Annotated in this window: 20 protein-coding genes; 4 read left to right on the top strand and 16 right to left on the bottom strand. The window is 71.9% G+C overall.

Features of this window, described 5'->3' with window-relative positions:
- Window positions 1-314: 314 nt before the first annotated feature.
- Window positions 315-2846, top strand: a complete 2532-nt coding sequence (locus tag ACIG47_RS06385) for a protein kinase (protein WP_397430101.1) — start codon at window positions 315-317, stop codon at window positions 2844-2846.
- Between the two features lie 106 nt (window positions 2847-2952).
- Here ACIG47_RS06385 and ACIG47_RS06380 read toward each other — a convergent pair whose 3' ends face one another.
- The 4 genes from ACIG47_RS06380 to ACIG47_RS06365 all read right to left on the bottom strand — a co-directional run bounded on the left by ACIG47_RS06380 (window position 2953) and on the right by ACIG47_RS06365 (window position 9279).
- Complete coding sequence (locus tag ACIG47_RS06380; RefSeq protein WP_397430100.1) at window positions 2953-4350, bottom strand: threonine/serine exporter ThrE family protein; 1398 nt, start codon at window positions 4348-4350, stop codon at window positions 2953-2955.
- A gap of 193 nt (window positions 4351-4543) precedes the next feature.
- Window positions 4544-6139, bottom strand: coding sequence for a molybdopterin-dependent oxidoreductase (locus ACIG47_RS06375; RefSeq protein WP_397430099.1), 1596 nt, complete (start codon window positions 6137-6139; stop codon window positions 4544-4546).
- 300 nt (window positions 6140-6439) lie between these two features.
- A complete protein-coding gene (locus tag ACIG47_RS06370) occupies window positions 6440-7975 on the bottom strand; it encodes an amidohydrolase family protein (protein WP_397430098.1) in 1536 nt (511 codons plus the stop codon).
- Window positions 7972-9279: a cytosine permease gene (locus tag ACIG47_RS06365; RefSeq protein ID WP_397430097.1), complete on the bottom strand. Its 1308-nt coding sequence runs from the start codon at window positions 9277-9279 to the stop codon at window positions 7972-7974. Before ACIG47_RS06365 ends, ACIG47_RS06370 begins: the two co-directional genes overlap by 4 nt.
- Before the next feature lie 184 nt (window positions 9280-9463).
- Between ACIG47_RS06365 and ACIG47_RS06360 the strand changes: the two genes are divergently transcribed.
- Window positions 9464-10588 carry a PucR family transcriptional regulator gene (locus tag ACIG47_RS06360; RefSeq protein WP_397430096.1) on the top strand — a complete coding sequence of 375 codons (1125 nt, stop codon included), beginning with the start codon at window positions 9464-9466 and terminating at the stop codon, window positions 10586-10588.
- A 462-nt stretch (window positions 10589-11050) separates the two neighbouring features.
- On the opposite strand, the gene ACIG47_RS06355 is transcribed toward ACIG47_RS06360, so the two are convergent.
- The 6 genes from ACIG47_RS06355 to ACIG47_RS06330 all read right to left on the bottom strand — a co-directional run bounded on the left by ACIG47_RS06355 (window position 11051) and on the right by ACIG47_RS06330 (window position 14943).
- Window positions 11051-12022 carry a lysostaphin resistance A-like protein gene (locus tag ACIG47_RS06355; protein ID WP_397430095.1) on the bottom strand — a complete coding sequence of 324 codons (972 nt, stop codon included), beginning with the start codon at window positions 12020-12022 and terminating at the stop codon, window positions 11051-11053.
- A 200-nt stretch (window positions 12023-12222) separates the two neighbouring features.
- Window positions 12223-12840, bottom strand: coding sequence for a response regulator (locus tag ACIG47_RS06350; RefSeq protein WP_397430094.1), 618 nt, complete (start codon window positions 12838-12840; stop codon window positions 12223-12225).
- Window positions 12833-13963 (bottom strand): sensor histidine kinase, encoded by a 1131-nt coding sequence (locus ACIG47_RS06345; RefSeq protein WP_397430093.1) that lies wholly within the window; start codon window positions 13961-13963, stop codon window positions 12833-12835. The genes ACIG47_RS06350 and ACIG47_RS06345 overlap by 8 nt, the downstream gene beginning before the upstream one ends.
- Window positions 13963-14208: a hypothetical protein gene (locus ACIG47_RS06340; RefSeq protein WP_397414658.1), complete on the bottom strand. Its 246-nt coding sequence runs from the start codon at window positions 14206-14208 to the stop codon at window positions 13963-13965. The genes ACIG47_RS06345 and ACIG47_RS06340 overlap by 1 nt, the downstream gene beginning before the upstream one ends.
- A 220-nt stretch (window positions 14209-14428) precedes the next feature.
- Window positions 14429-14614 carry an SDR family oxidoreductase gene (locus tag ACIG47_RS06335; protein ID WP_397430092.1) on the bottom strand — a complete coding sequence of 62 codons (186 nt, stop codon included), beginning with the start codon at window positions 14612-14614 and terminating at the stop codon, window positions 14429-14431.
- 26 nt (window positions 14615-14640) lie between these two features.
- On the bottom strand, window positions 14641-14943 hold the full coding sequence (locus ACIG47_RS06330) for an alpha/beta fold hydrolase (protein ID WP_397430091.1): 303 nt from the start codon (window positions 14941-14943) through the stop codon (window positions 14641-14643).
- A 71-nt stretch (window positions 14944-15014) separates the two neighbouring features.
- On the opposite strand from ACIG47_RS06330, the gene ACIG47_RS06325 reads away from it, so the two are divergent.
- Window positions 15015-15431 (top strand): GMC oxidoreductase, encoded by a 417-nt coding sequence (locus tag ACIG47_RS06325; RefSeq protein ID WP_397430090.1) that lies wholly within the window; start codon window positions 15015-15017, stop codon window positions 15429-15431.
- Here the strand turns inward: ACIG47_RS06325 and ACIG47_RS06320 are convergent.
- The gene (locus ACIG47_RS06320; protein ID WP_397430089.1) at window positions 15320-16558 is read right to left on the bottom strand and encodes a hypothetical protein; all 1239 of its coding nucleotides are present in this window, start codon (window positions 16556-16558) and stop codon (window positions 15320-15322) included. The two genes, ACIG47_RS06325 and ACIG47_RS06320, sit on opposite strands and share 112 nt — an antisense overlap.
- Before the next feature lie 126 nt (window positions 16559-16684).
- Here ACIG47_RS06320 and ACIG47_RS06315 point away from each other — a divergent pair, with 126 nt between their 5' ends.
- Entirely contained in the window at window positions 16685-17539 is an 855-nt protein-coding gene (locus tag ACIG47_RS06315) for a DUF6183 family protein (RefSeq protein WP_397430088.1), read from the top strand.
- An 80-nt stretch (window positions 17540-17619) separates the two neighbouring features.
- Here the strand turns inward: ACIG47_RS06315 and ACIG47_RS06310 are convergent, their stop codons facing one another.
- The 5 genes from ACIG47_RS06310 to fabG form a co-directional block, all read right to left on the bottom strand.
- Window positions 17620-21312 (bottom strand): PHP domain-containing protein, encoded by a 3693-nt coding sequence (locus ACIG47_RS06310; RefSeq protein WP_397430087.1) that lies wholly within the window; start codon window positions 21310-21312, stop codon window positions 17620-17622.
- The gene (locus ACIG47_RS06305) at window positions 21305-22960 is read right to left on the bottom strand and encodes a DNA polymerase Y family protein (RefSeq protein ID WP_397430086.1); all 1656 of its coding nucleotides are present in this window, start codon (window positions 22958-22960) and stop codon (window positions 21305-21307) included. The genes ACIG47_RS06310 and ACIG47_RS06305 overlap by 8 nt, the downstream gene beginning before the upstream one ends.
- Window positions 22957-24021 (bottom strand): hypothetical protein, encoded by a 1065-nt coding sequence (locus ACIG47_RS06300; RefSeq protein ID WP_397430085.1) that lies wholly within the window; start codon window positions 24019-24021, stop codon window positions 22957-22959. The genes ACIG47_RS06305 and ACIG47_RS06300 overlap by 4 nt, the downstream gene beginning before the upstream one ends.
- Before the next feature lie 216 nt (window positions 24022-24237).
- Entirely contained in the window at window positions 24238-24750 is a 513-nt protein-coding gene (locus ACIG47_RS06295; RefSeq protein ID WP_397430084.1) for a MaoC family dehydratase, read from the bottom strand.
- Window positions 24747-25496 carry a 3-oxoacyl-ACP reductase FabG gene (fabG, locus tag ACIG47_RS06290; protein WP_397430083.1) on the bottom strand — a complete coding sequence of 250 codons (750 nt, stop codon included), beginning with the start codon at window positions 25494-25496 and terminating at the stop codon, window positions 24747-24749. Before fabG ends, ACIG47_RS06295 begins: the two co-directional genes overlap by 4 nt.
- Between the last annotated feature and the right edge of the window lie 11 nt (window positions 25497-25507).

Here is a 25507-nt window from a genome sequence, read left to right as displayed (position 1 = left end):
GGGACGGCCGGCCGCGTGGCCCCCGGCAGGACGCCGGGCCCCGGCGGCGTGTTTCGCAGGACGGACAGACCGACCGGAACTCCTGCCGTCGACAGGGCGGACTTTCCTCGGGTCCGGGCCTGTGCGCTGGTAGGTTGCCCGGTATGACGTCACCCGTCGGCGAGGCCGCGCAGGCGGCCGTCGGCCCCGGTCCCGTCCCGTCAGCCGAACCGGCCGTCGCGCCGGTCCCTGCGCCACCAGCCACCACCCTTCCGGTCCCCGGGCCGCCAGCCACCGTGGCACCGGCGACAACGCCGTCCGCCACCGTGCCGCCGGTGCCCGCGCCACCGGCGGCCCTGCCGGTGCCCGTGCCGCCGGGCGCGGACGAGCCGGCAGACGGCTCCGGACCCGATCACGACGCCTGGGGTGGCGGCAGGGACGACGCCGGGTCCGCCGACGAACCCGTGGCCGCCACCCCCGAGGCGGACGCCGAGCACCCGGCGGACGAGGCCGCGAGCGCCCCGGAGCCGGCCGACCGCCCAGGCAACCCGGAGCCGGCCGCGGACGAGCACGCTCCCGCCGGCACCCAGGACGCGCCCGCCTCGGAGCACGCCGAAGCCGAGCCCGATTCCGCGCCCGATTCCGCGCCCGATTCCAAGCCCGAGGCCAGGCCCGACGCCAAGTCCGACGCCAAGTCCGACGCCGAGCCCGATCCGGGCGTGGAGATCGATCCGGAGGCCGAGTTCGATCCGGAGGCCGAGTTCGATCCCGAGGCGGCCGCCCCCACCCGGCCGAACGCCGACCGGGCTCCCGCGCCGCCCGCGCCCGCCGTCGGACCGGAGGCTGCCGCCGCCCCGCCGCTGGCGCCCCGACCCGCGGGGCTCCCCGTGCGTCCCGTCCGCCGCATCCCCGCCAGCGGCGAGCGTCTGGGCCGGTTCACGCTCGGCGAGGCCCTGGGCCACGGCGGGTTCGCGCACGTGTACCGCGCGCAGGCGGACGACGGCGCGGAGGTCGCCCTCAAGGTCCTGACCGGCCTGCACGACGACGCCCGCGAGCGGTTCGTCCAGGAGGCGGAGCTCCTGGAGCGCCTGGACGGCCGTGGCTTCCCGCACTTCGTGGAGTCCGGGCTGGACGCCACGCAGCCGTGGTTCGCGATGGAGCTCGTGCCCGGCAGAACACTGCGCGACCGGGTGCGCGAGGACGGTCCGCTGTCCGGGCCCGAGGCGCTGCGCCTGGCCCGGCAGGTCGTCGACGCGCTGCTCGTGCTCCAGGAGCAGCGCTGCCTGCACCGCGACCTGAAGCCGGCGAACATGATGGTCGACGGCGAGCGCGCGGTGCTCATCGACCTCGGTATCGCCAAGGTCTTCGACGCCGCGACCTCCACGCAGCCCGCCGGGACCATGGCGTACATGGCCCCGGAGCTGTTCGGACGCCGGGTGCACCCGCGCTCGGACGTGTACAGCCTGGGCCTGCTGCTCGTGTACGCGAGCACGGGCGCGCTGCCGCTGGACCTGAACTTCATGGGCCGGGACCTGGTGGCCACCGACCTCGTGGACCCGGACGAGCACGCGGACGCCCCCGACGGGCCGCCCGTCATCGACCGGCACCTGCAGTCCCTGGTGCTGGCGATGACCCGCTACCAGCCGAACCACCGGCCTCCGCTGGAGAACATCGCGAGCGTGGTCCGCGCGCGCCTGGCGCACTCGACGCCCGACCCGACGCTGCTGCTCACCTCGCAGCTCGTCAGCGACGGCGTCACGGCCGCCGAGGTCGCCGCGCTCCCGGCGACCGACGTGCTGCACGGCCGGGGTCACACCCGCATGTTCCCACCGGGTCCCGACGAGGCGGCACCGGGCCCCGTGTCCACCGCCCGCACCCCGGAACCCTGGCACGCCCTGGTCTACGACCGTGCGCTCATGAGCGTCCTGACGGAGGTGCACGCCGACGGGTTCGACGGCGCCGCCGAGCAGGTGGTCGCCGACCACATCGCGGAGATCGGCGCGGAGGTCGCCGGCGGCCGCACCCCGGCCGAGATCAAGGACTGGATCTGGCAGGCGATGCGCTGGCAGGTGACGTCACCCGCCGACGGCCACTCGGACACGCTCCGCGGCTGGCGCGCGTTCCGCAGCCCCCAGCCCGAGCCGGCGAGCCGGCGTGCGCCCGTCCGCAGCCAGCCCGTCCCGCCCGCCGCGGCGACCCAGGTGGTCCGCGAGCAGGCGCCCCGGCCGAAGTCGTACGAGCCGCGCAAGAGCCCGGTCAAGCACCTCGGCCCCGCCCCGCAGCCGCCCCGGTCGACGACGCGCGCCACGCGGCCGATGCCCGCCGTCCAGCAGCGCGGTGGGCAGCCGCCGTCGGTACGGCCCGCCGTCGTCCAGCCCGCGGTGCTGCCACCAGAGAGCTCCGGTCCGCGTCCGCCGCGCAGCCCGCAGCCGGCGCAGGGCCGAGCCCAGGCTGCACCGCAGCCGGCTCAGGGCCGGGCGCAGGCCTCCCCGCGGCGGGGGGCCCAGCCGGCCGCGGCGCCCGTCGCCCAGCGGCCGCAGACCGCCGGTCGGCCGGGCGGACCGCCGCAGGCCGCGGCCGCGCCCCGTCGCAGGCCGTGGCCGGTGCGCCTGCTCGGCGCCCTGCTGCGCTGGGTCCCGCGGCTGCTGCTCCTCGCGGCCGTCTACGTGCTGGTCGTGCAGCAGACGGCGGACACCCCGTACCTCTCGGCGCCTGCGCTGGCCGTCGCGGCGTTCGGCGTCGCCGTCCTGCTGCGGGTGGCCGGGCACCGCATGCGGATCTGGTTCTACGTGGTCTCGATGCTGGTGGTGGGGGCGGCGTCCGCGGCGCTGTGGGCGACGAGCACCGGGCTGCTGCGACTGTTCTGACGCGCTCCCGGCCCGGCGGACGGACAGCTCCCGGCGGACGGACAGTTCCCGGCGGACGGACAGTTCCCGGCGGACGGACAGTTCCCGGCGGACGGACGGTGAGCCGTCAGCGCCGGACGCGGGCGCGGGAGCGCGCGACGCCGGCCAGGGTGGCGCGCACGGGTGTGCCGAGATAGATGCCCAGCGACGCGCCCGCCGCCAGCCCGATACCGACGGACGCCGCGAGCACGAGGGAAGCGGCCCCGCCTCCGGCCGTCGACGCCGGGTCGGCGTGCACCATGCCGAGCAGCCCGTAGAAGACCGCACCGCCGGGTACCAGCGGCACGATGGCCGCCGTCGTCACCGCGACGGACGGGACGTGCAGGTTGTGGGCGATGAAGACGCCCACGAAGCTGGCGAGCGCCGCCGCGATGCCGCTCGCGGCGGCCTCGTGCAGGTCGGACGTCAGCACCATCGCGTGGCTGAGTGCCGTGACCGTGCCGAGCACGGCGCTGACCGCGACGATGCGTGCTCCCGCGCCGTTGAACAGCGCCACCGCGACCGCGATGATGACCGCTCCGGCCACCTGGTCCGGCAGCGGGCCGAGCGGTGGCGGGCCGTCCGGCAGGGTCATCCGGAACCCGAGCACGCTGCCGAGCTCCAGCCCGGCGAGGATGCCCACCACCAGGCCGAGCGTCTGCAGCGTGAGATCGAGGATGCGGCCCGCCGCGGTGAGCGCGAACCCGTCGATAGCGTCCTGGGCCGCACCCACCACGGTGAGCCCGGACAGCATCAGCACGATCCCGGACGCCACGATGATGGCGGGCTGCACCCCGGCGAAGGGCTCGACGTCCGCGGCGGCGAGAGCGGACACGACCACCGCCACCACCGTGGTGACGAAGGCGCCCGCGATCTGGCTGAAGAAGGACGGCACGCGCAGCCGGGCCAGACCGGACTGGGTCGCCGCGGCCGCGAGCGCCGCGACGAACGTGAGCCCCACCAGCACCGCCGATCCGCCGGACAGGAGGCTCGCGCCCACGGCGAGCAGCGCCCGGGTCACCACGACGACCGGCTGCCGGTACCGGAACGGCACCCGCCGGATGGCCCGGAAGGCGGTCCGGGCCTCGTCGAGGTCCATCCCGTCGTCGACGGCGACCAGGAGCGCCTGCATGCGCTGCAGCTTGGTGTGGTCGGGCGCCGCCACGCGCACCACCCGCAGCAGGGTGTGCGGCCAGCCGTCACCGCTGGGCTGGTACGAGAGCGTGATCGACGTGTAGGTGACGTCCACGTGCACGCCCTGGAGCCCGTACGCGCCGGCGACGCGCGTGATGGCGAGCGTCACCTCGTGCGCGGACGCCCCGACCGCGAACATCGACTCGCCGATCCGCATCGCCAGGTCCAGGGCCCGGATCACCCTCGTGTCGTCGACGGCGGGGTGGACCTCGGTGTCCGGGGCCTCGGAGGGATCGGTGTGCAGGGCTCGGCGCACCGACGCGTACAGGCTTCGACGGGCTGGCTGGGGCATGCAGCCCATTGTGCTGAGGGGCGCTGTCACCGGCATCCGGCCTGGGCGGGCCCGTACGGCGCGTCAGCCGTCGACCAGACTCGGCCCCGCGCGTCCGCCGTCACCCGTTCATGGAGTAGTCCCCCTGTTGATGGTGTGATCTCGACCTTCCTGTCCGGCATGGTGGTGGTCGGGCCGATTCACGCCCCTCGGGTCAGTCCACGGTGATCGAGACGGTCTGCCAGCCCGACGCGCCGTCGGGAGCGGGCGGCGCCTTGGTCTCGGTCTGGACCTGGCCGTCCGAGTCCGTGGCGCGCACCGTCAGGGAGTGGTAACCGGCGTCCAGATCGATCGACACGTGCCACTGACGCCACGTGTCGGGGCCCACCGTCTCGGCGAGCTCGGCGGTGACCCAGTCGCCGCCGTCGGCACGGACCTCCACCGTGCTGATGCCGGTGTGCTGCGCCCAGGCCACGCCGGCCACGGTCACGGCCCCCGCAGGCACAGGCGCGGACAGGCGCGGCACGTCGATGCGCGACGCGATCTTGATCGGACCCCGCGCCGACCAGCCGCGCGGGGTCCAGTAGCCCTCGTCGGCCTCGAAGGTGGTCACCTCCAGCGACGTCACCCACTTGGTGGCCGAGACGTACCCGTACAGCCCGGGCACCACCAGCCGCGCGGGAAAGCCGTGCTCCTCGGGCAGCGGCTCGCCGTTCATGCCGATCGCGAGCAGGCACTCGCGGTCCGGGTCCTGGAGCACGTCCAGCGGCGTGCCGGCGCTGAACCCGTCGTCGCTGCGGGAGAGCACCATGTCGGCGCCGGCCTGAGGCCTGGCCCGCTCCAGGAGCGCGCGGATCGGGTAGCCGAGCCAGAGGGCGTTGCCGACCAGGTCGCCACCCACGGCGTTGCTGACGCACGAGAGAGTGACGTAGTGCTCCTCCATCGGCAGCTCCATGAGCTCGTCCCAGGTGAGCGTGAACGGCTCGTCGACCAGACCATGCACCTCCAGCGACCAGTCCTGCGGGTTGACCTGCGGCACGATCAGCGCGGTGTCGATGCGGTAGAAGTCCGCGTTCGGGGTGACGTACGGCGCCAGGTCGTCGAGCTTGAGGTCGGCCCCGGCGGGCACCGGCGGCGCCGGCGTACGCGCAGCGGGCAGGCGGAGCCTCTCCCGCACGGCGCTGATCGCCGTGGAGCCCATCGACAGCACCCGCGAGCCGGCCAGCGCGAGCACCGCGACACCGACGGTGATGCCCGACACGGTCAGGAAGCCACGCCGGTTCATGGCGCCGCCCGGAGTCTCGCCCGCCGAGGCCCCGCTACCTCCTCCCGGCGCAGGCCGTAGCCGCGCCACGGCGGCACGCAGCAGGAGCACCGCGGCACCCAGCCCGATGGCGCTGGGCAGTGCCCACAGCGGCGTCGCGCTCGGGCGCAGCACCGCGACCACGACCCCGACGACGCCGACGACGCCCATCAGCACCGCGCCCACCGGCGGGCGGCGCAGCTCCAGCCAGCCCGCGAGCGCCGCCCCCAGGGCCAGCACCACGCCCATCGAGGCGAGCAGCACGACCTTGTCGTTGGTGCCGAACCACTCCACGGCAAGGTCCTTGAGCCATGGGGGCACGGCGTCGACGACGGCGGCGCCGCCTGCGAACAGCGTGCTGGCACCGGGTGCGACGACCGCGGCGACGAGCTCCGCGACGGCCAGCCCGGCGCCACCGGCAAGCACGCCTGCTAGGGCGGCCCAGCCCACGCCGCCCGGAGAGCGTTCGGCCGAAGGAGCCGCGGGGCTCTCGGTTGCCTGTGTCATGAGCTGAGCGTGAGCTCGTCGAAGAGAGCGATTCTTGACGTATCCATAACCGATCCTCCTGTGTGCCGGCGGCAAGCTGCCGCCTGATAGAAGGTTCGGAGCGGTGGTGCATCGGGATGGGTCGGGGGCGCATTGCAGGCTACGGCGCCTCGCCGTCCTGGTCCGGCCGCCCGAGGCGGGCTGCTGCACTGCTCGTCCGCAGAACGACGGGCGTTCGGTGCCGACGATCGCATGATGCCGGGTTGGCGAGACAGCTCAGGGTCGGTCGAGCAGCAGTCCCCGACGCTCTCCTGGCGCGGCTCAGCCCAGGCGGAGAGCCACCCGCCCCCGCTCCTGGGCCGTCCAGCGTTCGACCCCCACGTCCACAGCCGCGCACCGCCGGTGCACCTCGTCGAACACGCCGGCGAACCCGTCGTTGAGCAGGTCCAGCTTGTCCTGCCACTGGGCGACTGCCGGCATCCGCTCGCGGAGCTCGGCGATGGCGGCCTGCTCGTCAACCGTGGTCAGGCGACCGTGGTCGACGACGATCCGGCCGTCGACCAGGACGTACTCCAGAGATGACCCGTTCTCGGAGTAGACGAGCTGGTTGTCGACCCGGGAGCGCGGTGTGAACGCGAGCGTGCCCAGGTCGTAGACGTTGAGGTCGGCCCGCTTGCCGACCTCGATCGATCCGGTCACCTTGTGCAGCGATGCCGTCCGGGCGCCCCCGATCGTCGCGGCACGCAGGGCTTCGTCCACGGTTGACCAGGTCGTGTGGTCCGGCCCCCCGGCCTTGTGCAGGAGCGCCGCCATCTTGACCACCTCGTGCAGCCGGGGGGTGTCCGACGACGAGCACCCGTCCGAGCCGAGGCCCACGGGCACGCCGGCGTGGTGATACCGGCGCCACGGGGCCAGCCCGGAACCGAGCTTCAGGTTCGAGATCGGGTTGTGGGAGACGCTGACCCCGGCGGACGCCATCAGCTCGATGTCGTGGTCGGTGACCCAGATCCCATGGGCGAACGTGGTACCGGACGACAGGGCACCTATGTCGGCGAGGTGCTGCACGAGGGTGGTGCCGTACAGGTCCTGACCCGTGACGGCCTGCACCCGGGTCTCGAGCACATGGATGTGCACCTCGAGGCCGTGCTCCAGGCCCAGCACCGTGGCGCCGGCGAGCAGGTCGTCGGTACACCGCTGCGGACCGGACGGCGCCAGCATGTACCGGAGCCGCCCGCCCCCGCGGCCGTGCTGGTCCCGGATCGCGGCACGGGAGTAGTCGAGGTACTCCTGCGCGGTCAGCACGGGCTGGGCGCGCACCTGGACGACCAGGTCCGCGGGCAACAGGTCGGACGCGAACGGGAGCGTGTCGACGAAGGGCCGGTTGATGACATGCCCCGAGATGTTCGCGCGGATCCCGACCTCGTCGTAGGCGTCGAACACCGCGGCGAGCTGCGCCCGGTCCTGCGTCGGTGTCTCCAGCACGTCGTCGACGAGGGTGGTCACCCCGTTCTTGAGCGACTCCATGGCGAACAGCCGACTACGCAGACCGACGAGCTCGGGGCTGAGCGGTCTGCCGCCCAGGATCGGGTAGGAGTACAGCATCCACAGCTCGAGCGGCAGGTTGTCGTACCGGCCTTTGTAGAGGTACTCCCACGAGTGGGTGTGCGCGTTGACGAAGCCCGGCACGACGAGACGGTCGGTGCCGTCGATCACCTCGTCGCCGTCGCGCACGTCGACATCTGGCGCGACCTGGGTGATGGCGCCGTCCTCGATCCGGATCGACCGGACGACCGGGCTGCTCCCGGTCGCGGCATCCATGGTGATGACGGTGGCAGCCTTGATGACGGTGGCGTTCACTGGGTCTCCGCCCGGTCGGTGACGACGCGCGCCGCCGCGGAGCACACGGGGGCCGCGACCGCGGCGACCAGGATGCCCTGCAGCGGAGGGATACCGATCGCCAGGGCGTTGGTGCCGAACGCGGTGGCGACACCGAGCAGGTAGGCGATGACACCGGGCCAGACGACCAGTGGCGCGGCGTCCAGGACCGTACCCGGGTCACGCCCCTTCCACACGAGGAAGAACGTGCCGATCATGACGCCGCCGAGCGGCGGGACGAGCGTGCCCAGCAGGGTGAGGAAGCCGCCGATCGCGTCGCCGAGTCCGCTGACGGCCAGGATGATGCCGACGACGGTTCCGCCGATCACGAAGGGCCGTTTGTCGTCCTTGTCGAAGAGCTCGGCCCCGGCTACGCCATAGGCGTACGCCGTGTTGTCGTTGGTGGTCCAGAGGTTGGCCACGACGAGGAACAGGCCCACGCCGATCAGGCCCATGGAGAGCAGGAGCTCTGCGAAGTCCGCGATGCCGAAGGCCGCCGTGCCCACCCCGCCGAAGAAGAGCATCGCGCCCTGGATGAGGCCGACACCGACGAGAAGGAGCCAGAACGTCCGGTTCTTCGGCGTCGAGAACCGCGCCCAGTTGCCCACCTGGGTTCCGCCGGAGATGAAGGTGGCGATGAGCATCGTCATCGCGGTGGCCGCCGAGAGGGATCCGTCGCCTTCGACGGCGAGCAGCGACGCCCAGCCGCCCGCCTCCTCGAACGAGCGCAGCGTGATCCACACGCAGAGCACGAGCATCAAGGGCACCGAGACCCAGGACAGCAGCTCGATCCCACGGAATCCCTTGTAGGCCGTCACGGCCATCAGGACACCGCCGGCGACGACCACCGGCCACGTCGTCTCCCACCCCAAGGCGGTGCCGAAGAGGTCACCGAGGACCGCGATGGTGATCGCGTACCAGCCGACCTGCGTGCCGCCGAGCAGGACAGAGGCCCACTTGCCGCCGGCCCTGCCGAGCACGAGCCTGGCGGTCAGGACGGTCGACAGGCCGGTGCGTGCCGAGATCAGGCCGAGCGTGGCGACGTAGAGGGCCAGCACGAGCGAGGCGATGGCCGCGGCCGCGAGGTACGCGGAGAAGCCGAAGGCGGCGGTGACCTGCCCGCCGGTGACCATCGTCGGGGTGAAGAAGCAGAAGCCCGCCATCACGATCGCCACGGCAGCGGGGCCGCGCCGACTCCCGGCCGGGACCCGCTCGAGGGGGTAGTCGGGGTCGACAGCGCCCGGTGGCGCGGCCACGTGGTTCTGCGGTGGCTCTGTGGCGGTCATTGCGGTGCCCTCTCCTGGGTGTCCGGGCGAGGTTGCCCGTGCACCGAGTAGAAGGGTGGCCGGCGCCGGCGCCAAGATCTCGCGCGGAACGGTGGGCGGCCGCACACCGCGGTGCGCCGACCGGTGTCAGGACGCACACCTGGCCGTAACACGAGGGACATCGGGCGTCCCTACGGTGAGGCGCGTGAGCACAGCCATGTCGGTGGCAGCACCGCTCCAGGTCCAGGTCCGCGACATGCTCGGGTGGGCCGACGTCCCGCTCGACCTCGTCGGAGACGCCGTCGGCATGGATCGCCACGTCCGGTGGGCGCAGGCGACCGAGCTCATCGACCCGGAGCCGTTCCTGCGTGGCCGCGAGATCGTGCTGACCACCGGCCTCGAGCTGCGCACCCCGGCAGACTGCGCGCACTTCGTCGACTCTCTCGTCGCGGCCGATGCGGTGGCGATCGGCTACGGCATCGACGTCGTCACCACCGCGCCGCCACCCGCACTCGTCCACCGTGCGAACGCGGCGGGCCTGCCGGTCCTGAGCGTACCCCGGACAGTCCCCTTCCTCACCTTCACCGAGCGTCTCGCCCAGGAGCAGACCCGGCTGTGGGTGCTCGCCCAGGACCGTCTGGAAGCCGGCCACCTGTTCGACGCCGTCCGACGAGGGCTCGCGGACCCGCTCGTGCTGTTCGAGCGATTCGTCGAGCTCGACCGGCCCGGCATCGAGTTCGCAGCGGCATGCTGGGCGGCACGTGAGCGCCTGCCGGAGGTAGCCGGGCCGCACCGGGTCGGCTACGTCAGGGACCGGACGATCGTGCTCGGCCCCGCGAGCGTCGTCAGCGGCCTCGTCGAAGCGGTCGATGGTGCACTGGTACTCGGTTGCGGCGGGCCCGCCCCCCGGCAGGAAGTACGCCGCGTGCTCGCGGAGGCCGTCGCCGCGTTCGACGTCGCGTCCCGGCGTGGGCGGTCCGCCGGCGCTGCGGACCTCGCCACGCTGGAGGGGCTGCTAGGACGGTTGACGCACGAGCAGGTCACACCGTTCCTGGACCATGTACTACGGCCGATCATGGAGCACGACCAGCGCCGGTCGGACAGTCTGCTGGCGACGGCCCGCACGTTCGTGGCTACCGACGGATCTGTGGCCCGGACGGCGGAGGCGCTGTTCCTGCACCCGAACACCGTGCGCAAGCGGCTGGACCGGATCGACGAGCTCACGGGCCTACGGGTGCGCGAGGCAGCAGGGCGGATAGCACTGCAGATCGCCGACTCCGGCCACGCTCGTACCCTCGGGCACGAACAACCGTCCAGGCCTCGCTCGTGAACGGCGCCGGATCGGCCCGTCACGGAAGCTCGGTCGCTGCCGTATGGGCTTTCTTCGCGTCAGCTCCGAGCCTCCGCCACCCAGGGTGAGACAAGGATCTCCTCTGCGGCGTGTACCTCCACGCGGACCATGTCAAGTGGACGAGGACACGCGAGCGGGCTACCGATCCGGGAGGGATAGCCGGGTGAACATCACACATCGGGGCACGGACTACCGCGGTGACGCCCCAAGCCAGTACCTCCTTGGCACAGACACCCGATCCGGCAATGCCGGGTGGTGTTCATGGTGATGACGGTCAGCGACCACAGTCACCGGTCGGGATCAGTCTCGCTCTTTGGTCGGGTCGCGCCACAGCTCGTGGGTGCACGGCACGCCGCCTGCGTAGCACCGCCTGACGATCAAATGACGGCGTGGATCTCGCGCGGGACACCACTGGCGAGATCCACGCAGATGCACCGCACCCTAGCTGGTGAGCGGCGTTCTGGCCGGGCCGGTTGCGCGGGTGCGAATCCACACCACGATCGCGGTGGCGATCACCACCAGCGCGGGACCGATCAAGGCGATGCCGTTAGCCGCATTCGCTGTAGAGCGGTCGATGCCCGCGCCCAGGTCGGTACTCAGGGCGATCGCAAAGACGAAGCTGAGGGTGTTGAAGGCGACGTGGATGGCCACTGCGATCTCGATGCCTCCGGAGCGCCATGTGATGAGGGCCGTGGAGACAGCGAGCACGAAGTACCAGATGTAGAGCCACGGGTCTCCCGCCAGGTGGAAGGCGGCGAAGACCGCGGCGGAGACCGCGATGCCAAGAAACAACGACACACGCGGGCCCCGGCCCCAGCTGGCGGCCACGCGGAACACTAGACCGCGCAGTCCGTACTCTTCGCCAGCTGCCTGCAGCGGCATGAGAACAAGAGTGGCCGCCAAGATCCACAGAAGGTCGTTCTGAACCCAGACGGTCGACTCGGAAGGCAGGACGTAGTTGCTGACCACGTTGAGGACGACGAAAGCCGGGGCGATGATCAGCAACGCACATGTCAGCAGATCGAACCGAAAGCGGGAGAAGACGGAGTGCAGCGACGCGCCCGGCACTCCATACAACCAGCGCTGGATGACCATGGCCCACGGCAGCAGCACTGCGTTGCCGACCAGCCCGAAGGCATGCAGTGCTGGCGTGAGGGGTCCGCGGCCGGGCGCAGTGTCCGGCGTCCCGATCACTCCGTCCAGCCAGTGCGCCAGCACGGAGAACCCCAAGATTGCCGCCCACATGCCACCGACGAGGAGCACGATCGCAAGGATGCCGCGTCCGATCCGTCGCTCGTCTCCGGCTAGGACGCGGTGATACTCGACTCCGGGTGGAACGGCATTCGCGCGCGATTCGCCTTCTCGCCGCGCGGCGAGCACGCCGTCGCCGGCGTCGATTCGGGAGTTGTCCATCGGCATTACTGTCCTGTTCATCTGGAAGCTGGTCGCTGACGGGGCTCTTCGCCGGTACGACGGCGAGCTCTGCCACCCTGCGACTCTGACATTCCCAGCATTGACCGGACAGACAATTGCTGGCAGTGCCGAGGATCATCCGAAGAGATGACAAACGTCATGCCGGATCCTTGAATCCTGAAACAGACGGCTTGAATCCGTCAGAGCCAGCCGCGGTCTCGAGCAACACGCGCCGCGTGATGACGATTAGAGGTCCCGCTCTTCTGCATCGCACTCGAGAGATAGTTTCGAACCGTGCCCGGTGCGAGGTAGAGCTTCCGTGCGATGTCCTTGACCGAGTGGCCCTCGAACGTCTCACGAAGTACATCGAGCTCGCGATCCGTCAGAGGCGAATCGTCGACGACCGACGCTTCCAGCACCTCGTGTGCGATCCAACGCTGTCCCGCGTGCACCTGTCGAACGACCTCGGCTATGTCGTGCGCCTCGGCATTCTTGCTCATGAAGCCCGTCACGCCGAGCTTGAGTGCACGACGGAGAACGCCAGGGCGCGCATGTCGGGTGAGCATCAGGACGCGTTGCTCAGGTATCTGCTTCCGTATGTCGACAGTCGCCGCGAGGCCGTCCGTTCCGGGCATCTCGAGGTCGATGACCAGGACGTCTGGTCGGTGCGTGAGCGTCAGTGCCACGGCCTCAGCGCCGTCCGTGGCCTGGGCCGCGACCTCGATCGTTCCGTGCAGGGGTAGGAGAGCGGCCAGTGCGGTGCGCAGAAGATGCTCGTCGTCGGCCAGAACGATCCGTATCGGGCGGCTCTCAGTCATGCCCTACCTCCCCGCCGCCACCCGGAACCAGCTGTGCTCTCACTTCGAAACCGTTGCTCTCTCGCACGATATGCAGTGTTCCGCCCGCCGCCTCGACGCGCTCGCGAAGCCGGGCGAGCCCACGCAGCGGAGTCGAGCTGCTGTGGAGCACCCCGTCGTTGGTGACCGCCACGGCTGTCGTTGATGCCTCGATCCGGACCGTGGTCGGACGTGCATGCCGAAGGAGGTTTGTCGTGGCCTCGCGAAGTACCTGAGCAAGCAGCGGATGCGCCACGGCACCAGGATCGAGGTCGCTGCGTGCACCAACTGAGATGCCTGCAGCCTCGCACAGTCGTTTCGCGTTCTCGATCTCCGTTGCCAAATTCAGCTCATGACGCGCGTACGTGAGGGATCGGGTTTCAGCGATTGTCTCTCTGGCTAGTCGCCTGATCTCGTTCAGTTCTTCCTCGGCTCGTTCGGGCTCGCTGTGAACCAGGCTGTGCGCCAGCTCAGCTTTGAACTTGATGATGTGCAGCGAGTGGCCCTGGATGTCATGCAAGTCGCCCGCGAAGCGAATGCGCTCGCGCGCCACGGCGAACTGGGCCTCCGTGTCCTTGGCGAGTTCGAGCCGGCGAGCGACCAACCATGCCTGCTCGCTCACGAGGATCACGCCGGCCACGAAAAAAGTGCCGACCAGCGGCGTGGCGACGTACGCAGCGGCGAGCTCGAGCGTCACCGGATGCAGCACGAACACTGTGGCGCCGATGCCCGCAACGCTGAGCGCTGAGATGAAGACCCACAGCGCCCGTCGTCTTGTTCGCGCGACCATGAGTGCGCAGGCGAGGGATAGCGGGACGAAGCCGAGGGGGCTGGCGACGGTGAACGCGCCGACTGCCCACGACGCCCCCGTGACACCGAGTGCCAAGATCGAATGGCGCGGATACTCGTCCAGACTCCACTCGCGCACCGAGCCCAGTGTGAGCAGGAAGCAGGCCGAGATGATCAGTCCTTCCAGCCAGCTGTTCGCAGTAAGGGCGACGCCCAAGACGCACAACGGTGCGATGGTGGCGACTGCCGTCAGCATCGCGAGCCGCCGCATGTGACCGATGGTTGGTGTCTCTTGTTTGCACATGGTCTCGATCATCAGGTTCGATTGTGCGTGTCGTGCCGTCTGATCGCGCGGCCGGTAGGGAACTTCGCCGCAACGGCCGCTATCAGGAGGCCGAGTGCCAGATGCTGTAGGGCGTTGTTGGTGATGAAGAAGTCTGAGACATCATCCGGGAGTGTTTTCAGCAGTCCGAAGTCGCCGTAGTACAGCGAGACGTAGGCAATGACCACGGTCGCCGAGAGCACGATGATCAAGCTCAGTACGAGGTCGACGAACTTCATAGCCATCAGCGTCCTGTCCGCCGGTCGCGCGGGGTAGTGACGAAATGTCACACCTCTTCGTGGCGCACGTCACGTAGGCGGGAGTTCCCTGGCCGGGACCAGCGCGTTCGACGATTGCTGGTGGCGCGCCACGGGAGCGCAGGCGAGGAGCACCGGGCGGCCGCGGTGCTCCCCGCCTGATCTCGCCGCCCCTGGAACTGGAGCTCCCGATGGCGGACCGTCAGGCGTTCATGCCGCCGTCGATCGTGAGGACCGACCTGGTCATGAAGGCTGCCCGGCGACCGGCCAGGAAGGCGACCACGCCCGCGACCTCCTCCGGCGTCCCATAGCGCCCGAGCGGGACCAGGCTGCGCAGGTAGTTGGCGGACTCGCCGTCGGCGGGGTTGAGCGCGGTGTCGAACTCCACCGTGATTCCGTGGCGCGCTCGCGGAATCACCTCCAGCCTCGCCCAGGGATCATGTCGGCGATCTTCTGTCCGACCTCGGGGCGGGCTGCGGGATCGTCCTCGGCATAGATGAGCAGGGCCGGCGCTGCGATCTCGGGCAGGCGTTCGGTGACGTCGAAACCTGGGATCGCAGCCAGCCGCCGCGCATCCGCCTCGGGCGAGCGGTAGACCGGTATCGACCGGAGCTCGGCCACCATGCTCTCGTCCACTTGCCCGCGTTCGGACAGGGCGAAGGCGAGCATCTGCGCGTCGCGCTGCGATGGTGACAGCTCGACGATCTCGGAGGCCACGCTGTGCTCCCCTTGTCTGGCAGGCTGCCCACGGCGCGAACCTCAGCGGCCCCCTCGAAAGCCGGGCCGGGGTGTTCTGGAACCTGACCGACGCCGCCGGCGATCCGCCGTCGATCCTGTACTCAGCGATGGGCGCACAGATGTCGCACACGGTCGCGGCGCGCGGCGGGCTGCCTGAGCACGCGGTCACCTTCCTGCTCGGCGTCAGGATGCACGACACGGGCCGCGTCAGGCTCGCGTCGGCCGACCCTTCGGTCAACCCGATCATCGAGACCGGCTTCTTCGCCAACCCGGCTGACGTCGACAGCGCGCTGCGCGCTCTCGACACCGCGCGGACCATCGGCAGGGCCAACGCCCTGGATGCGTTTCTGCAGACTCAAGCCGTTGGGCTCAGGTGCTCGCTGATCCATTCTTCGGTGAGGTCCACTGTGCGCGGGACCGACAGTGTCATGGAGACCGCCAGGGAGTTTCCCGAAAGGAACCCGTGAGCGATTACCGTACGCCCCAGGGCCTCGGCATGGTCCACCACGGTAAGCAGGCCGGTCGAGGTTGCCTGCGTCAAAATGCCGACCGGCTGACCGTCCACGCGGACCTCGACAACACGCTTCTCACTACGAGGGTGTTTGATCGTCAGCGCGTGCAGGGTGCACCACAACGCCATCGTGTGCCCCGCAACCACCATCGGACCCAAGATGTCCAGGTACTCATGTTCCCCCGTCACCTGGATCGTTCGCCCCTCGGGCAGTTCGGCAGCAGGCTGGCCAGGATGCGCGTTCACCGGGAAAATCGAGTCCGGTTCGCCGAGTTTCAGCGTGACTCGGCCTCGCCAGGTGCCGTCGTCGTTGGTCGCCCACATCCTTGCCTTCACGACGGCACATTGGCCCTCCAGGGCCAGTCGGACAAGCAGCGGTCGGTAGCGCACAGCGTCCTCTCGGGCGAGGTATCCGACCGTGTGCCCCTCGATATCGACACGAACCGCATGCGCGTCGTGGGCATTGCCCACCTCGGCAACGAGCGCAGCCTCCGCCTCAAATTCCTCACCCGGCCGGCGCCCACCCGGCCGATACAGCGCCGCCAGCTCACGCCGGCGGTACGCCTCACCGACAACCTCCACGGAGGAGCCGCTGCCGTTCCACAACTCAAACACGGTCAGCGTAACTTCCCGGCGCTTCGCCTTCGCCACCATGTCCCGGAGGGCGTCCTCCTGGTCGGCCGCCCCGGTCGCGACACGGGCGGTCAGCTCCCGTCGCGAGGGCTGAGCAGCCAGGAGCGAGTCCACCTGCGCGCGCAGCGCCTCAAACGAAGCCCGATCCTTGCGACGCCAGTGGACCACGAGGGACTGCGGGTTAATCGCGTTGGGACGCGCCCCATACGATCTGAGGTCCACGCCGTCTGATACGAACACGCGCGCGTGACCGTTGACGAGCATTCCTGCGTCCTTCCACTCGACGCGTACGACGTCGGTGAGCGGGATGGTGATGGTCGTCGCCTGCTGGATCGTCGCGGCCACCTTGCCCGCATGGATCATCAACGCATCTTGAGTCAGCTCAAGGTCGGCACCGTACCCAGTCGCGCGCATGCTCTCGATGATTCCACCGAAGGCGACCGCGACCACCTCCTGTCGTACAAGTTCACCCCCATCCCGCTACCAGACCTTCGTGCCATCCCGGCCGGTGACAATAGGTCCAGCACAGACGCCGCGGAAGGACTCCATGACCACCACCTCCGAGGGCGGTCTCACGTGACCGCCCGCGCGACGTACCAGACTCAGGCCATGGCCCTGTCTTGTGATGCCTCGGCGGAGGAACTGGCCACGATCTTCAACGGTGGCGGCCGCACGGGGCACAGCGACGAGCTGCGCGCGATGATCGTCCACGAGCTGGTACTGGCCGGGCACGACGTCCTCAACCACCCCGCCGTCGGTCGTTGGGCACGCCTGCGCCACTGGCGCCATCACGGACTGGGCTGGCTCCCGATCGAGCTCGCGGACTTCGAGCAGCCCGATGCCCGGCCCGGGACGCCAGAGCCAGGCTGGCAGGCACTGCTCGCTGGCAAGACCGTCGATGCCGCCGGCCTCGGCCTCGACCTGGTCGCGACGACGACCGAGGACTTCACCGCCCGTGCCGGACGGGTGTTCGCGCACTGGGTCGAGTACTCCAACGGCAAGGTCGATGCCCACGAGTACCTCGCCGCGGACCCGGTCCGCGATCACGACCTTCGCGATCTGCTCGCCGGCGCGGCACCTGCCTTCCTTGCCGGCGGCGACATCCGCACGCTCCGGGCTGTCCCAGCCACTCTGAGGCAGGTCTGGACCAGGCTCTTCCAGGCGGCCAGTGGCTCCAGCTTCTACGGGCCTCTCCAGGGCGGCGCCTACGGGAGACTGCACACCTGGCAGACGATGGCCGCGCTCACCGGCGCGCCGGCTACCGCAACCCCCGACGACGTCGCCGACCTGGCACGTGCCTGCCGATGGTTCGCCCTGGACACCACCAGTACCTGGTTCTGGAGCGTGTGGGAGCCCTCCGACCTCGCGCTGGCCTGCATCGGCCCCGAACTCGAACGGGTGACCGTCATCGCCGCAACCGACAGCGACTGAACCTGCTCCTAGGTACCGCCGAGCCCGCCACGGGCGTGACAGCAATCTCTCGCGCCTCAGCGTACGAGTTGGGTCCACACCTACCGAAAGTCCCGCGACCGCCCCGCAACCGCCATCGTCAGCGGCGCAAGATGCTCCGCCAGGAGGTTGACGGCACGGCCATCCTCCGGCAGCGGGGCGCCGTCGTCCTCCGGGTCCTGCGCCTCGATCCGCCCCCTGATCACCATGGCCTGCGCCGACCGCGCCACCCTCCGGAACCGCTGCCACAGCCCGACGGTGCAGATCACGTTGAGCAGCCCCGTCTCGTCCTCCAGGGACAGGAACGTCACTCCCCCGGCCGTGCCCGGCCGCTGCCGGTGCGTCACCACCCCGCCGACGGCGACCCGGCGACCCGACTCGGTCGCCAGCGCCTGCGCCACGGTGAGCACGCCCGCGGCCTCCAGCCCCGGGCGCACGTGCTGCGTGGGGTAGGAGTCGGGGGTGACGCCGGTGGCCCAGGCGTCGGCCTGCGCCAACTCCACCTCGCTCATCCCGGGCAGGGTCGGGGCGTCGACGCCGACGCTGACGCCGGGCAGCGTCGTCGGCCCCTCCTGGCCCAGCGCGCCCGCGGCCCACAGGCCCGCCCGGCGGTCGACGCCGAGCGCCTCCAGCGCCCCGGCCGTGGCGAGCGCCTCGAGCTGCGCCGTGGACAGCTCGACCCGCCGCACCAGGTCCCGGAGCGAGGCGAACGGCCGCTCGGCGCGCGCCGCGACGATCTCCTCCGCCTTGTCCTTGCCGATGCCGCGAATCGACTCCAGGCCCATGCGGACGGCGAGCGCCGGGTCGGCCCGAACGAGCCGCACCGCGGACGGGACCGACTCCGCCGGTGGCCCGGCCTGGCTGTCGCCGGCGCCGGCGCCATCGCCGTCGGTCAGGCGTTCCACGCAGGCGAGCACACGGGAGCTCACCACCGAGGGCCGCAGCACGCGCACCCCGTGCCGGCGCGCGTCAGCGGCCAGGGACTGCGGCGAGTAGAACCCCATGGGCTGGGCCGCGAGCAGTCCCGCGTAGAACGCGGCGGTGTGGTGCACCTTGAGCGACGAGCTCACGTAGACGAGGTGCGCGAAGGAGTAGGCGTGCGACTCGGGGAACCCGAAGTCGGCGAAGGCTCTGAGCTTCTCGAAGATCTCCTCCTGCACCTCGGACGGGATCTTGTTCTCGGTCATCCCCGCGTAGAGCCGTTCGCGCAGTGCCTCCATGCGTTCCTGCGACCGCTTGGACCCCATGGCCCGCCGCAGCTGGTCGGACTCCTTCGGGGAGAACCCGGCCACGTCGATCGCCATCTGCATGAGCTGTTCCTGGAACAGCGGCACGCCCAGGGTGCGACCCAGGGAGTTCTCCAGCAGGGGGTGCAGGTACTCCACCTTCTGCCGCTCTCGCCGCCGCTCGATGTAGGGGTGCACCGACCCACCCTGGATGGGCCCGGGCCGGATGAGCGCGACCTCCACGACGATGTCGTAGAACGTCCGGGGCCGCAGGCGCGGCAGGGTCGCCATCTGGGCACGCGACTCCACCTGGAACACGCCCACGGTGTCGGCGGCGCACAGCAGGTCGTAGACGAGCTCGTCGTCCTGCGGCAGCCCGTGCAGCGTAAGCACCTCGCCCGTGTGCTCCTCGACGAACTCGAACGCGTACCGGATCGCGGTCAGCATGCCCAGGCCCAGCAGGTCGAACTTCACCAGTCCCGCGTCGGCGCAGTCCTCCTTGTCCCACTGCAGCACGGTGCGGCCCTCCATGCGGGCCCACTCCACGGGGACCACCTCGATCACCGGCCGGTCGCACATGACCATGCCGCCCGAGTGGATGCCGAGGTGCCGGGGCAGGCGCAGCATCCGGTCGGCCAGGTCGAGCACGTCGTCGGGGATCTCCCCCTCCTCCGCGGCCGTCGGCGGCGTGCGGAACGGCACCACGTCGTGGGTGTCGTCGGCGCGGGCCGGCCGGGGCTCGCCGGCGGCACGCGGTTCCTCGGCGAGCACGTCGACGAAGACGCCGGGAGCGCCCGCGTTCGTACGCCCCGGGCCAGGCCGGCCCCCGTCCCGGTGCCCGGCGTGCGGGCGCGGTTCCCGCGGGCCCCACAGCGCTGCGACGCGGGCATCCTTGGCGGCGGTCTTGTTCCGCGGCGCTGCCGACGCCGCGGTGCCACCGGTGCCTGTCCCGCCGCCCCTGCCGGCCTCGTCGGGCATCGTGCCGCCCGACGGCGCCGGGGCCGACGGCGGCTTCAGCGACCCCCAGCGCTCGATGCTCTTGGACCACGCGTCCTGCTGCCCGATGTCGTAGCCGAGCGCGCGGGCGGCGTCGCGCACCGCCGAGCGCGGCCGGTAGGAGATGACGTTCGCGACCTGCGCCGCGTGCGTACGCCCGAACTTCTCGTAGACGTGCTGGATCACCTCCTCGCGGCGCACCGACTCGATGTCGACGTCGATGTCCGGCGGGCCGTTGCGCGCCTCGGCGAGGAACCGCTCGAACAGCAGGCCGTACTTCACCGCGTCCACCGCGGTGATGCCCAGGGCATAGCAGACCGCGGAGTTGGCGGCGCTGCCCCGGCCCTGCGCGAGGATCCCGTGGGTGCGGCAGAACTCCACGATGTCGTAGACCACGAGGAAGTACCCGGGAAAACCCAGGCGGATGATGATGTCCAGCTCGTACTCGATCTGCTTCCAGGCCTTCGTGTTGCCCGTCCGGGGACCGTACCGCCCCTCCGCTCCCCGGTAGGCGAGCTCGCGCAGCCAGGACGCCTCGTTGTACCCAGGCGGTACGTCGTAGGGCGGCAGGTTCGGCGCGATGAGGTCCAGGTCGAACGCGCACTCCGCCCCGAGCGCGGCCGCCGTCGCCACGGCCTGCGGGTACCGGCGGTGCAGGCGGGCCATCTCGGCGCCGCTGCGCAGGTGGGCGGTGGGGGCTCCGGGCAGCCAGCCGTCCAGGTCGTCCAGGCTCGACCGCGCCCGGACGGCGGCAAGCGCCCCGGCCAGGTCGGCGTCCCGGGGGCGCGCGTAGTGCGCGGCGGTCGTGGCGACCAGCGGCAGGCGGGCGTCGGCGGCCAGCAGGGCGAGCGCGTCGTGCAGGTCGGCGTCGCGCGGGTCGCCGGTGGCGGTGATCTCGACGGCGACGTTGTCCCGCCCGAAGGCGTCGACCAGCCGCTCGATCTCCCGCCGCCCGGCGTCGAACCGGTCGGCCCGGTTCCCCGCCAGTTGAGTGCTGGACATTCGCCCTGCCGAAACGTTGTGAGAGGACGAATATCCAGCACTCAACGAGGGCGTCAGGGCCCGGCGGACGGCGCCCTTGCGGCAGCCCGTCAGGACCAGCCACTCACCGCCCGACGCCTCGCCCAGCGCCTCGAGCGTGTAGTTCGCGGCCCCCTTGACGCCCGCGTCGAGGTGCGCCGCGCCGATCGCGCTCGACAGGTTGCGGTAGCCCTGGTCCCCGCGTGCCAGCACGAGCAGGTGCGTGGCGCGCGGGTCGGGGATCCCGGTGGGCGGGTCGAGCACGGGGGCGCCGCCGGAACCCGCCGGGACCGGCAGGTGCAGCTCCGCCCCGAACACCGTCCTGAGCCCCACCTTCTTCGCAGCCTCCGAGAACCGCACCACCCCGTACAGCCCGTCGTGGTCGGTGACCGCGAGCGCCTCCAGCCCGAGGCGCGCGCCCTCCGCGGCGAGCTCCTCGGGGTGGGAGGCGCCGTCGAGAAAGCTGAACGCGGAGTGCGCGTGCAGCTCGGCGTACGGCACGCCCTCAGTCATAGAGCGCCTCCAACGACCATTCCCCTGCCGACGACGACAGCAGCAGGCCCACGTCCCCGGGCAGATCGGTCGTCACCTGCAGGAACACGCGGCGTCTGCCCCGGGGCGTCCACCACCGCTCGGCGACGGGCCACGGCCCGGCCCAGTCGACGACCACGACGTCGAGGCCGCTTCCCGCCTCGCCTGCCACCCCGCCGCCGGCACCGTCCCCGGGCACGACGACGCGCGCCGGGTCCCCGCTGACCGCCAGCCGCACGTCGACCACCACCGGCCGCCCCTCGGCGTCGAGCACCCGTGCGAGGACGGGTTCGGGCAGCACCACGGACGGCGCCGGCGGCGGCAGGGCCCCGGGCCACGGCCGGTCGGGCGCGCGCTCGGGCGGCACGTGCTCGCCGTGGGGCACGAGCTGGACACGGTCGCGCGGGTCGCGCCCGCCCTGGAGCCGCACGGTGAGCACGGCATCGCCGCCGAGCAGCGCCTGGACGCGCTCGACGGCGCGACGGGCGCGCAGGTCCTCGCCCGCGCCGGGTCCCCACAGGCGCGGCTGCAGCGCCCCGGCGGGGGTCACCTCCTCGGCGGCCAGGCTCAGGCCCGCGATCGGGGCGGGCGCCTCGCCCTGCCGCAGGGACGACGCCGTGAGCCAGCCCTCGAGCTGCCACCGCACCCGGTCGGTGATCCGGGCGGCCGACAGCCCGCCGAGCGTGTCGTCGGCGCGCCACAGCCGTTCCAGGGTGCGGGCCTCGCCCGTGACCGGGTCGACGGCGCGCGCCGTGATCCGCAGCCGGCCGCACGCCAGGCCGCGCCGGTGCAGGTCGTCGTGCAGGCGCTCGGCCAGGCGGCGGGCGGCGAACGTCGCGACGTCGACCCGGTGCGCCGGCGGGTCCAGCTCCTCGGTGACGGTGAGGTCCTCGACGAGCCGGCGCCGGGCAGGCGGGCGCACGTCCTGCCCGCGGGCGAGCCGCTGCGCCCAGACGCCGAGGTCGCCGAACCGGGCGGCGACGGCGGCGTCCGGCAGGGCGGCGAGGTCGGCGAGCGTCCGCACGCCGAGCCGGCGCCACAGGTCGACCAGCTCCGTGAGGGCACGGTCGGCGGGCCGGGCGTGCACGAGCGTCGCGGCGGGCCGGGGCGCGAGGTAGTCCCGCGACTCCCCCGGCGGCACGACGGCGTCGTCCCGGGCCGCCAGCACCGCGGCCAGGAAGCCGTCGGCCACCCCGACCTGGCACTCGTGGCCGGTGCGGACGGCGACCTGCTCGGTCAGCTCGCGCGCCAGGTCGTGCTCCGAGCCGTGGTACCGGGCCGCGCCGCCCGACGGCAGCAGGAGCAGACCCGGGCGGGCGATCTCCAGCCCGGAGACCACGGTCTCCGCAGCCACGGCGACGGGTTCGAACTCGCGGGCGTCGCGGGCGTCGTCCGCGACCCAGAGCTGCAGGTCGGGGCAGCGCCCCTGGGCCTCGCGCCGGCGCATGCCGCGGCGCACCCCGGCGCTGCGGGCAGGCGCGGACACCGCGACGATCCGCCCGCCGGGGCCGCCCGTGACGGCCGCCGGCGTCTCGGGCCCCAGCCCGGCGACGACCAGGGCCGCGACGACGGGCCAGTCGGGCGCCCAGAGGGCCGCCGTGCGGGTGGCGGTCCCGTCGCCGGCGGTCATCCCACCAGCTCCAGCGACGGCCGGCCCCCGACACCCTCGTCCCGCGCCCCCACGGGTTCCGTGCCCCCGGCCGCCCGGCAGACCGGGACCTCGACGTCCAGGTGCAGCGGCCGCGCCGCGCTCCCCCGCCCGGTGCGCCGCACCCGGAGGGTCCGCCGCCGCAGCCACCCCACCCCATGATCGATCCCACCCCATCCCCCGCCGACGACCTCCAGCACCACGTCCGCCCCCACCCACCCTGCGCGTTGAGTGCTGGATCTTCGCCCTGTCGAACCGGTTCGAGAGGGCGAAGATCCAGCACTCAGCGCGGGAGCGGAGGAGAGCAGGACCGTGCCCCGGTCGCGGGCGCGGGCCGCCAGCCGACGGCGGTCCCGGTCCAGCAGGGTCACCTCCGGGCCGACCACCACCACGTCCATGCCGTCGATCAGCGCGGCCAGCACCGCGGGCGCGTCCACGCCCGACCCGGCCGGCAGCGGCACCATCAGGGTGCGCCCCAGGTCGCACCCGGCGTCGGCCGCGGCGGCCATCCCGGCGGCCGGGTACCCCACCAGCACCGTCCACGCCCCGTCGCGGGACGCCTCGGCCAGCAGCGTCAGCAGCAACGACGTCGACCCCCGGACCGCCACGGTGGTACCGGCCCGCAGCCCGCCGTCGGGCAGGAGGTCCGCGAGGTGCGGGTGCACGGGCAGCACGCGCGCCCGCTCGTCCGGATGCCCCACCCGGCCGTGCGACGGTGCGGGCTCGGCAGGGCGCGCCTCGGCAGCCGCGGGTCCCGGCACCGGCACCGGTCCCGGCACCGGCACCGGCTCGGTGAGGAGCCCGCCCCGTAGCGCCCGGACCTGTCTCCGGGAGGGCCCGTGGGGCGACTGGGACAGCTCGTGGGACGGCTCGTGCGGGTGCTCGGCCGGCGGTGCCTGGCCGGCCCGGGCAGGTGTGGCCTGCCTGCGCACGCCGGTCCGTGCCTCGGCGTGCCGCAGCGCCGCGAGCGCCTGTGCGTGCTTCGTGGCGGCGGCGTCGGTGGCGTCGGGGCTGGTCCTCGAGGAGATGGTTACGACGGTCATGTCCCTCCAGCGATGGTGCCTGCCGGCAGGAGACCGGTGGTGGAGCACTCTACGAACGCATGTTCGATAGAACACCAGTACACAGCGCCCGGTGCGCGCTGTCAAACCATCCAGGCCACAACACTGCGGCGGAGGCATGCCGGGGAGGTCACTGCCCCGGGTGGGTGTTGCTGTGAGTAGACAACGTCTACTCACAGCAACACGGCTCCGCGCCGGTCAGACCTCCGGCACGTAGAGCGACACCGTGTGCGCGACCAGCGCCGGCTTCTCCGCACCCTCGATCTCCACGGTGACCTTGGAGGCGAGCCGCACGCCGGCGGCCGCCGGCTCGACCGAGAGGATCTCGGTGACGGCCCGCACCCGCGCACCCGAGGGCACCGGGCTGAGGAATCGCAGCCGGTCCATGCCGTAGTTCATCACCATGGCGACGCCACCCACCTGCACGAGCGAGGACGCCAGGTGCGGCAGCAGCGACAGCGTGAGGTACCCGTGCGCGATCGTGGAGCCGAACGGTCCGGCTGCGGCCCGCTCGGCGTCGAGGTGGATCCACTGGTGGTCCTCGGTCGCGTCGGCGAACGCGGCGATGCGCTCCTGCGTGACCTCGAACCACTCGCCCGTGGCGGTCCGGCCCACGGCGTCCGCGAGCGCGTCCGGCGAGGCGACGACGATGACGCCGCCCGCGCCGGCCTCCGCGCCGCCCGCCACGGCACCGGCCCCGGCCGCGCTCACGCCTTCGGCCCGCCCGCCACGTACAGCACCTGGCCCGAGACGAACCCGGACTGCTCGGAGCAGAAGAACGACACGGCGTTCGCGATGTCCTCGGGCTGGCCCACGCGCCCCACGGGCACGTCCTTCGCGGCCACGCTCAGGTAGTCACCGAGGGACACCCCGATCCGCTCGGCGGTCTCGCGGATCATGTCGGTCTCGATCACGCCGGGCGCCACGGCGTTGGCGGTGACGCCGAACTTGCCGAGCTCGATCGCCAGGGTCTTGGTGAAGCCCTGCATGCCCGCCTTGGCGGCCGAGTAGTTGGCCTGGCCGCGGTTGCCGAGGGCGGAGGTCGAGGACAGGTTCACGATGCGGCCGTACTTCGCCTCCACCATGTGCGCCTGCACGGCCCGGGTCATGAGGAACGCGCCCCGCAGGTGCACGCCCAGCACGGCGTCCCAGTCACCCGCGGACATCTTGAACAGCAGGTTGTCGCGCAGGATGCCGGCGTTGTTCACCAGCACGGTGGGCGCGCCGAGCTCTGCCGCGACGCGGGCGACGGCGTCGGCCACCGACTGCTCGTCGGCGACGTCGACGCCGACGGCGAGCGCGCGGCCGCCGTCGGCCACGATGGCCTCCGCGGTGTCCTTGGCCTGGTCCTCCAGGAGGTCCAGGACGGCGACGGCGAAGCCGTCCTGCGCGAGCCGGCGGGCCGTGGCGGCGCCGATGCCGCGAGCCGCTCCGGTGACGATGGCGGTACGAGTCATCAGGGGTTTCC

This window comes from Promicromonospora sp. NPDC052451 (assembly GCF_044547525.1).
GTDB lineage: Bacteria > Actinomycetota > Actinomycetes > Actinomycetales > Cellulomonadaceae > Promicromonospora.
This window is presented reverse-complemented; position numbering and strand designations above follow the sequence as displayed.

What these genes read in the sequence shown, in the direction of transcription:
- ACIG47_RS06375 (WP_397430099.1), bottom strand. Translation starts at nt 6,139, where the DNA reads ATGACACAGGCAACCGAGAGCCCCGCGGCTCCTTCGGCCGAACGCTCT.
- ACIG47_RS06305 (WP_397430086.1), bottom strand. Translation starts at nt 22,960, where the DNA reads ATGACCGCCGGCGACGGGACCGCCACCCGCACGGCGGCCCTCTGGGCG.
- ACIG47_RS06350 (WP_397430094.1), bottom strand. Translation starts at nt 12,840, where the DNA reads ATGACTGAGAGCCGCCCGATACGGATCGTTCTGGCCGACGACGAGCAT.
- fabG (WP_397430083.1), bottom strand. Translation starts at nt 25,496, where the DNA reads ATGACTCGTACCGCCATCGTCACCGGAGCGGCTCGCGGCATCGGCGCC.
- ACIG47_RS06380 (WP_397430100.1), bottom strand. Translation starts at nt 4,350, where the DNA reads ATGCCCCAGCCAGCCCGTCGAAGCCTGTACGCGTCGGTGCGCCGAGCC.
- ACIG47_RS06310 (WP_397430087.1), bottom strand. Translation starts at nt 21,312, where the DNA reads ATGACTGAGGGCGTGCCGTACGCCGAGCTGCACGCGCACTCCGCGTTC.
- ACIG47_RS06340 (WP_397414658.1), bottom strand. Translation starts at nt 14,208, where the DNA reads ATGAAGTTCGTCGACCTCGTACTGAGCTTGATCATCGTGCTCTCGGCG.
- ACIG47_RS06355 (WP_397430095.1), bottom strand. Translation starts at nt 12,022, where the DNA reads ATGGACAACTCCCGAATCGACGCCGGCGACGGCGTGCTCGCCGCGCGG.
- ACIG47_RS06300 (WP_397430085.1), bottom strand. Translation starts at nt 24,021, where the DNA reads ATGACCGTCGTAACCATCTCCTCGAGGACCAGCCCCGACGCCACCGAC.
- ACIG47_RS06345 (WP_397430093.1), bottom strand. Translation starts at nt 13,963, where the DNA reads ATGATCGAGACCATGTGCAAACAAGAGACACCAACCATCGGTCACATG.
- ACIG47_RS06365 (WP_397430097.1), bottom strand. Translation starts at nt 9,279, where the DNA reads ATGACCGCCACAGAGCCACCGCAGAACCACGTGGCCGCGCCACCGGGC.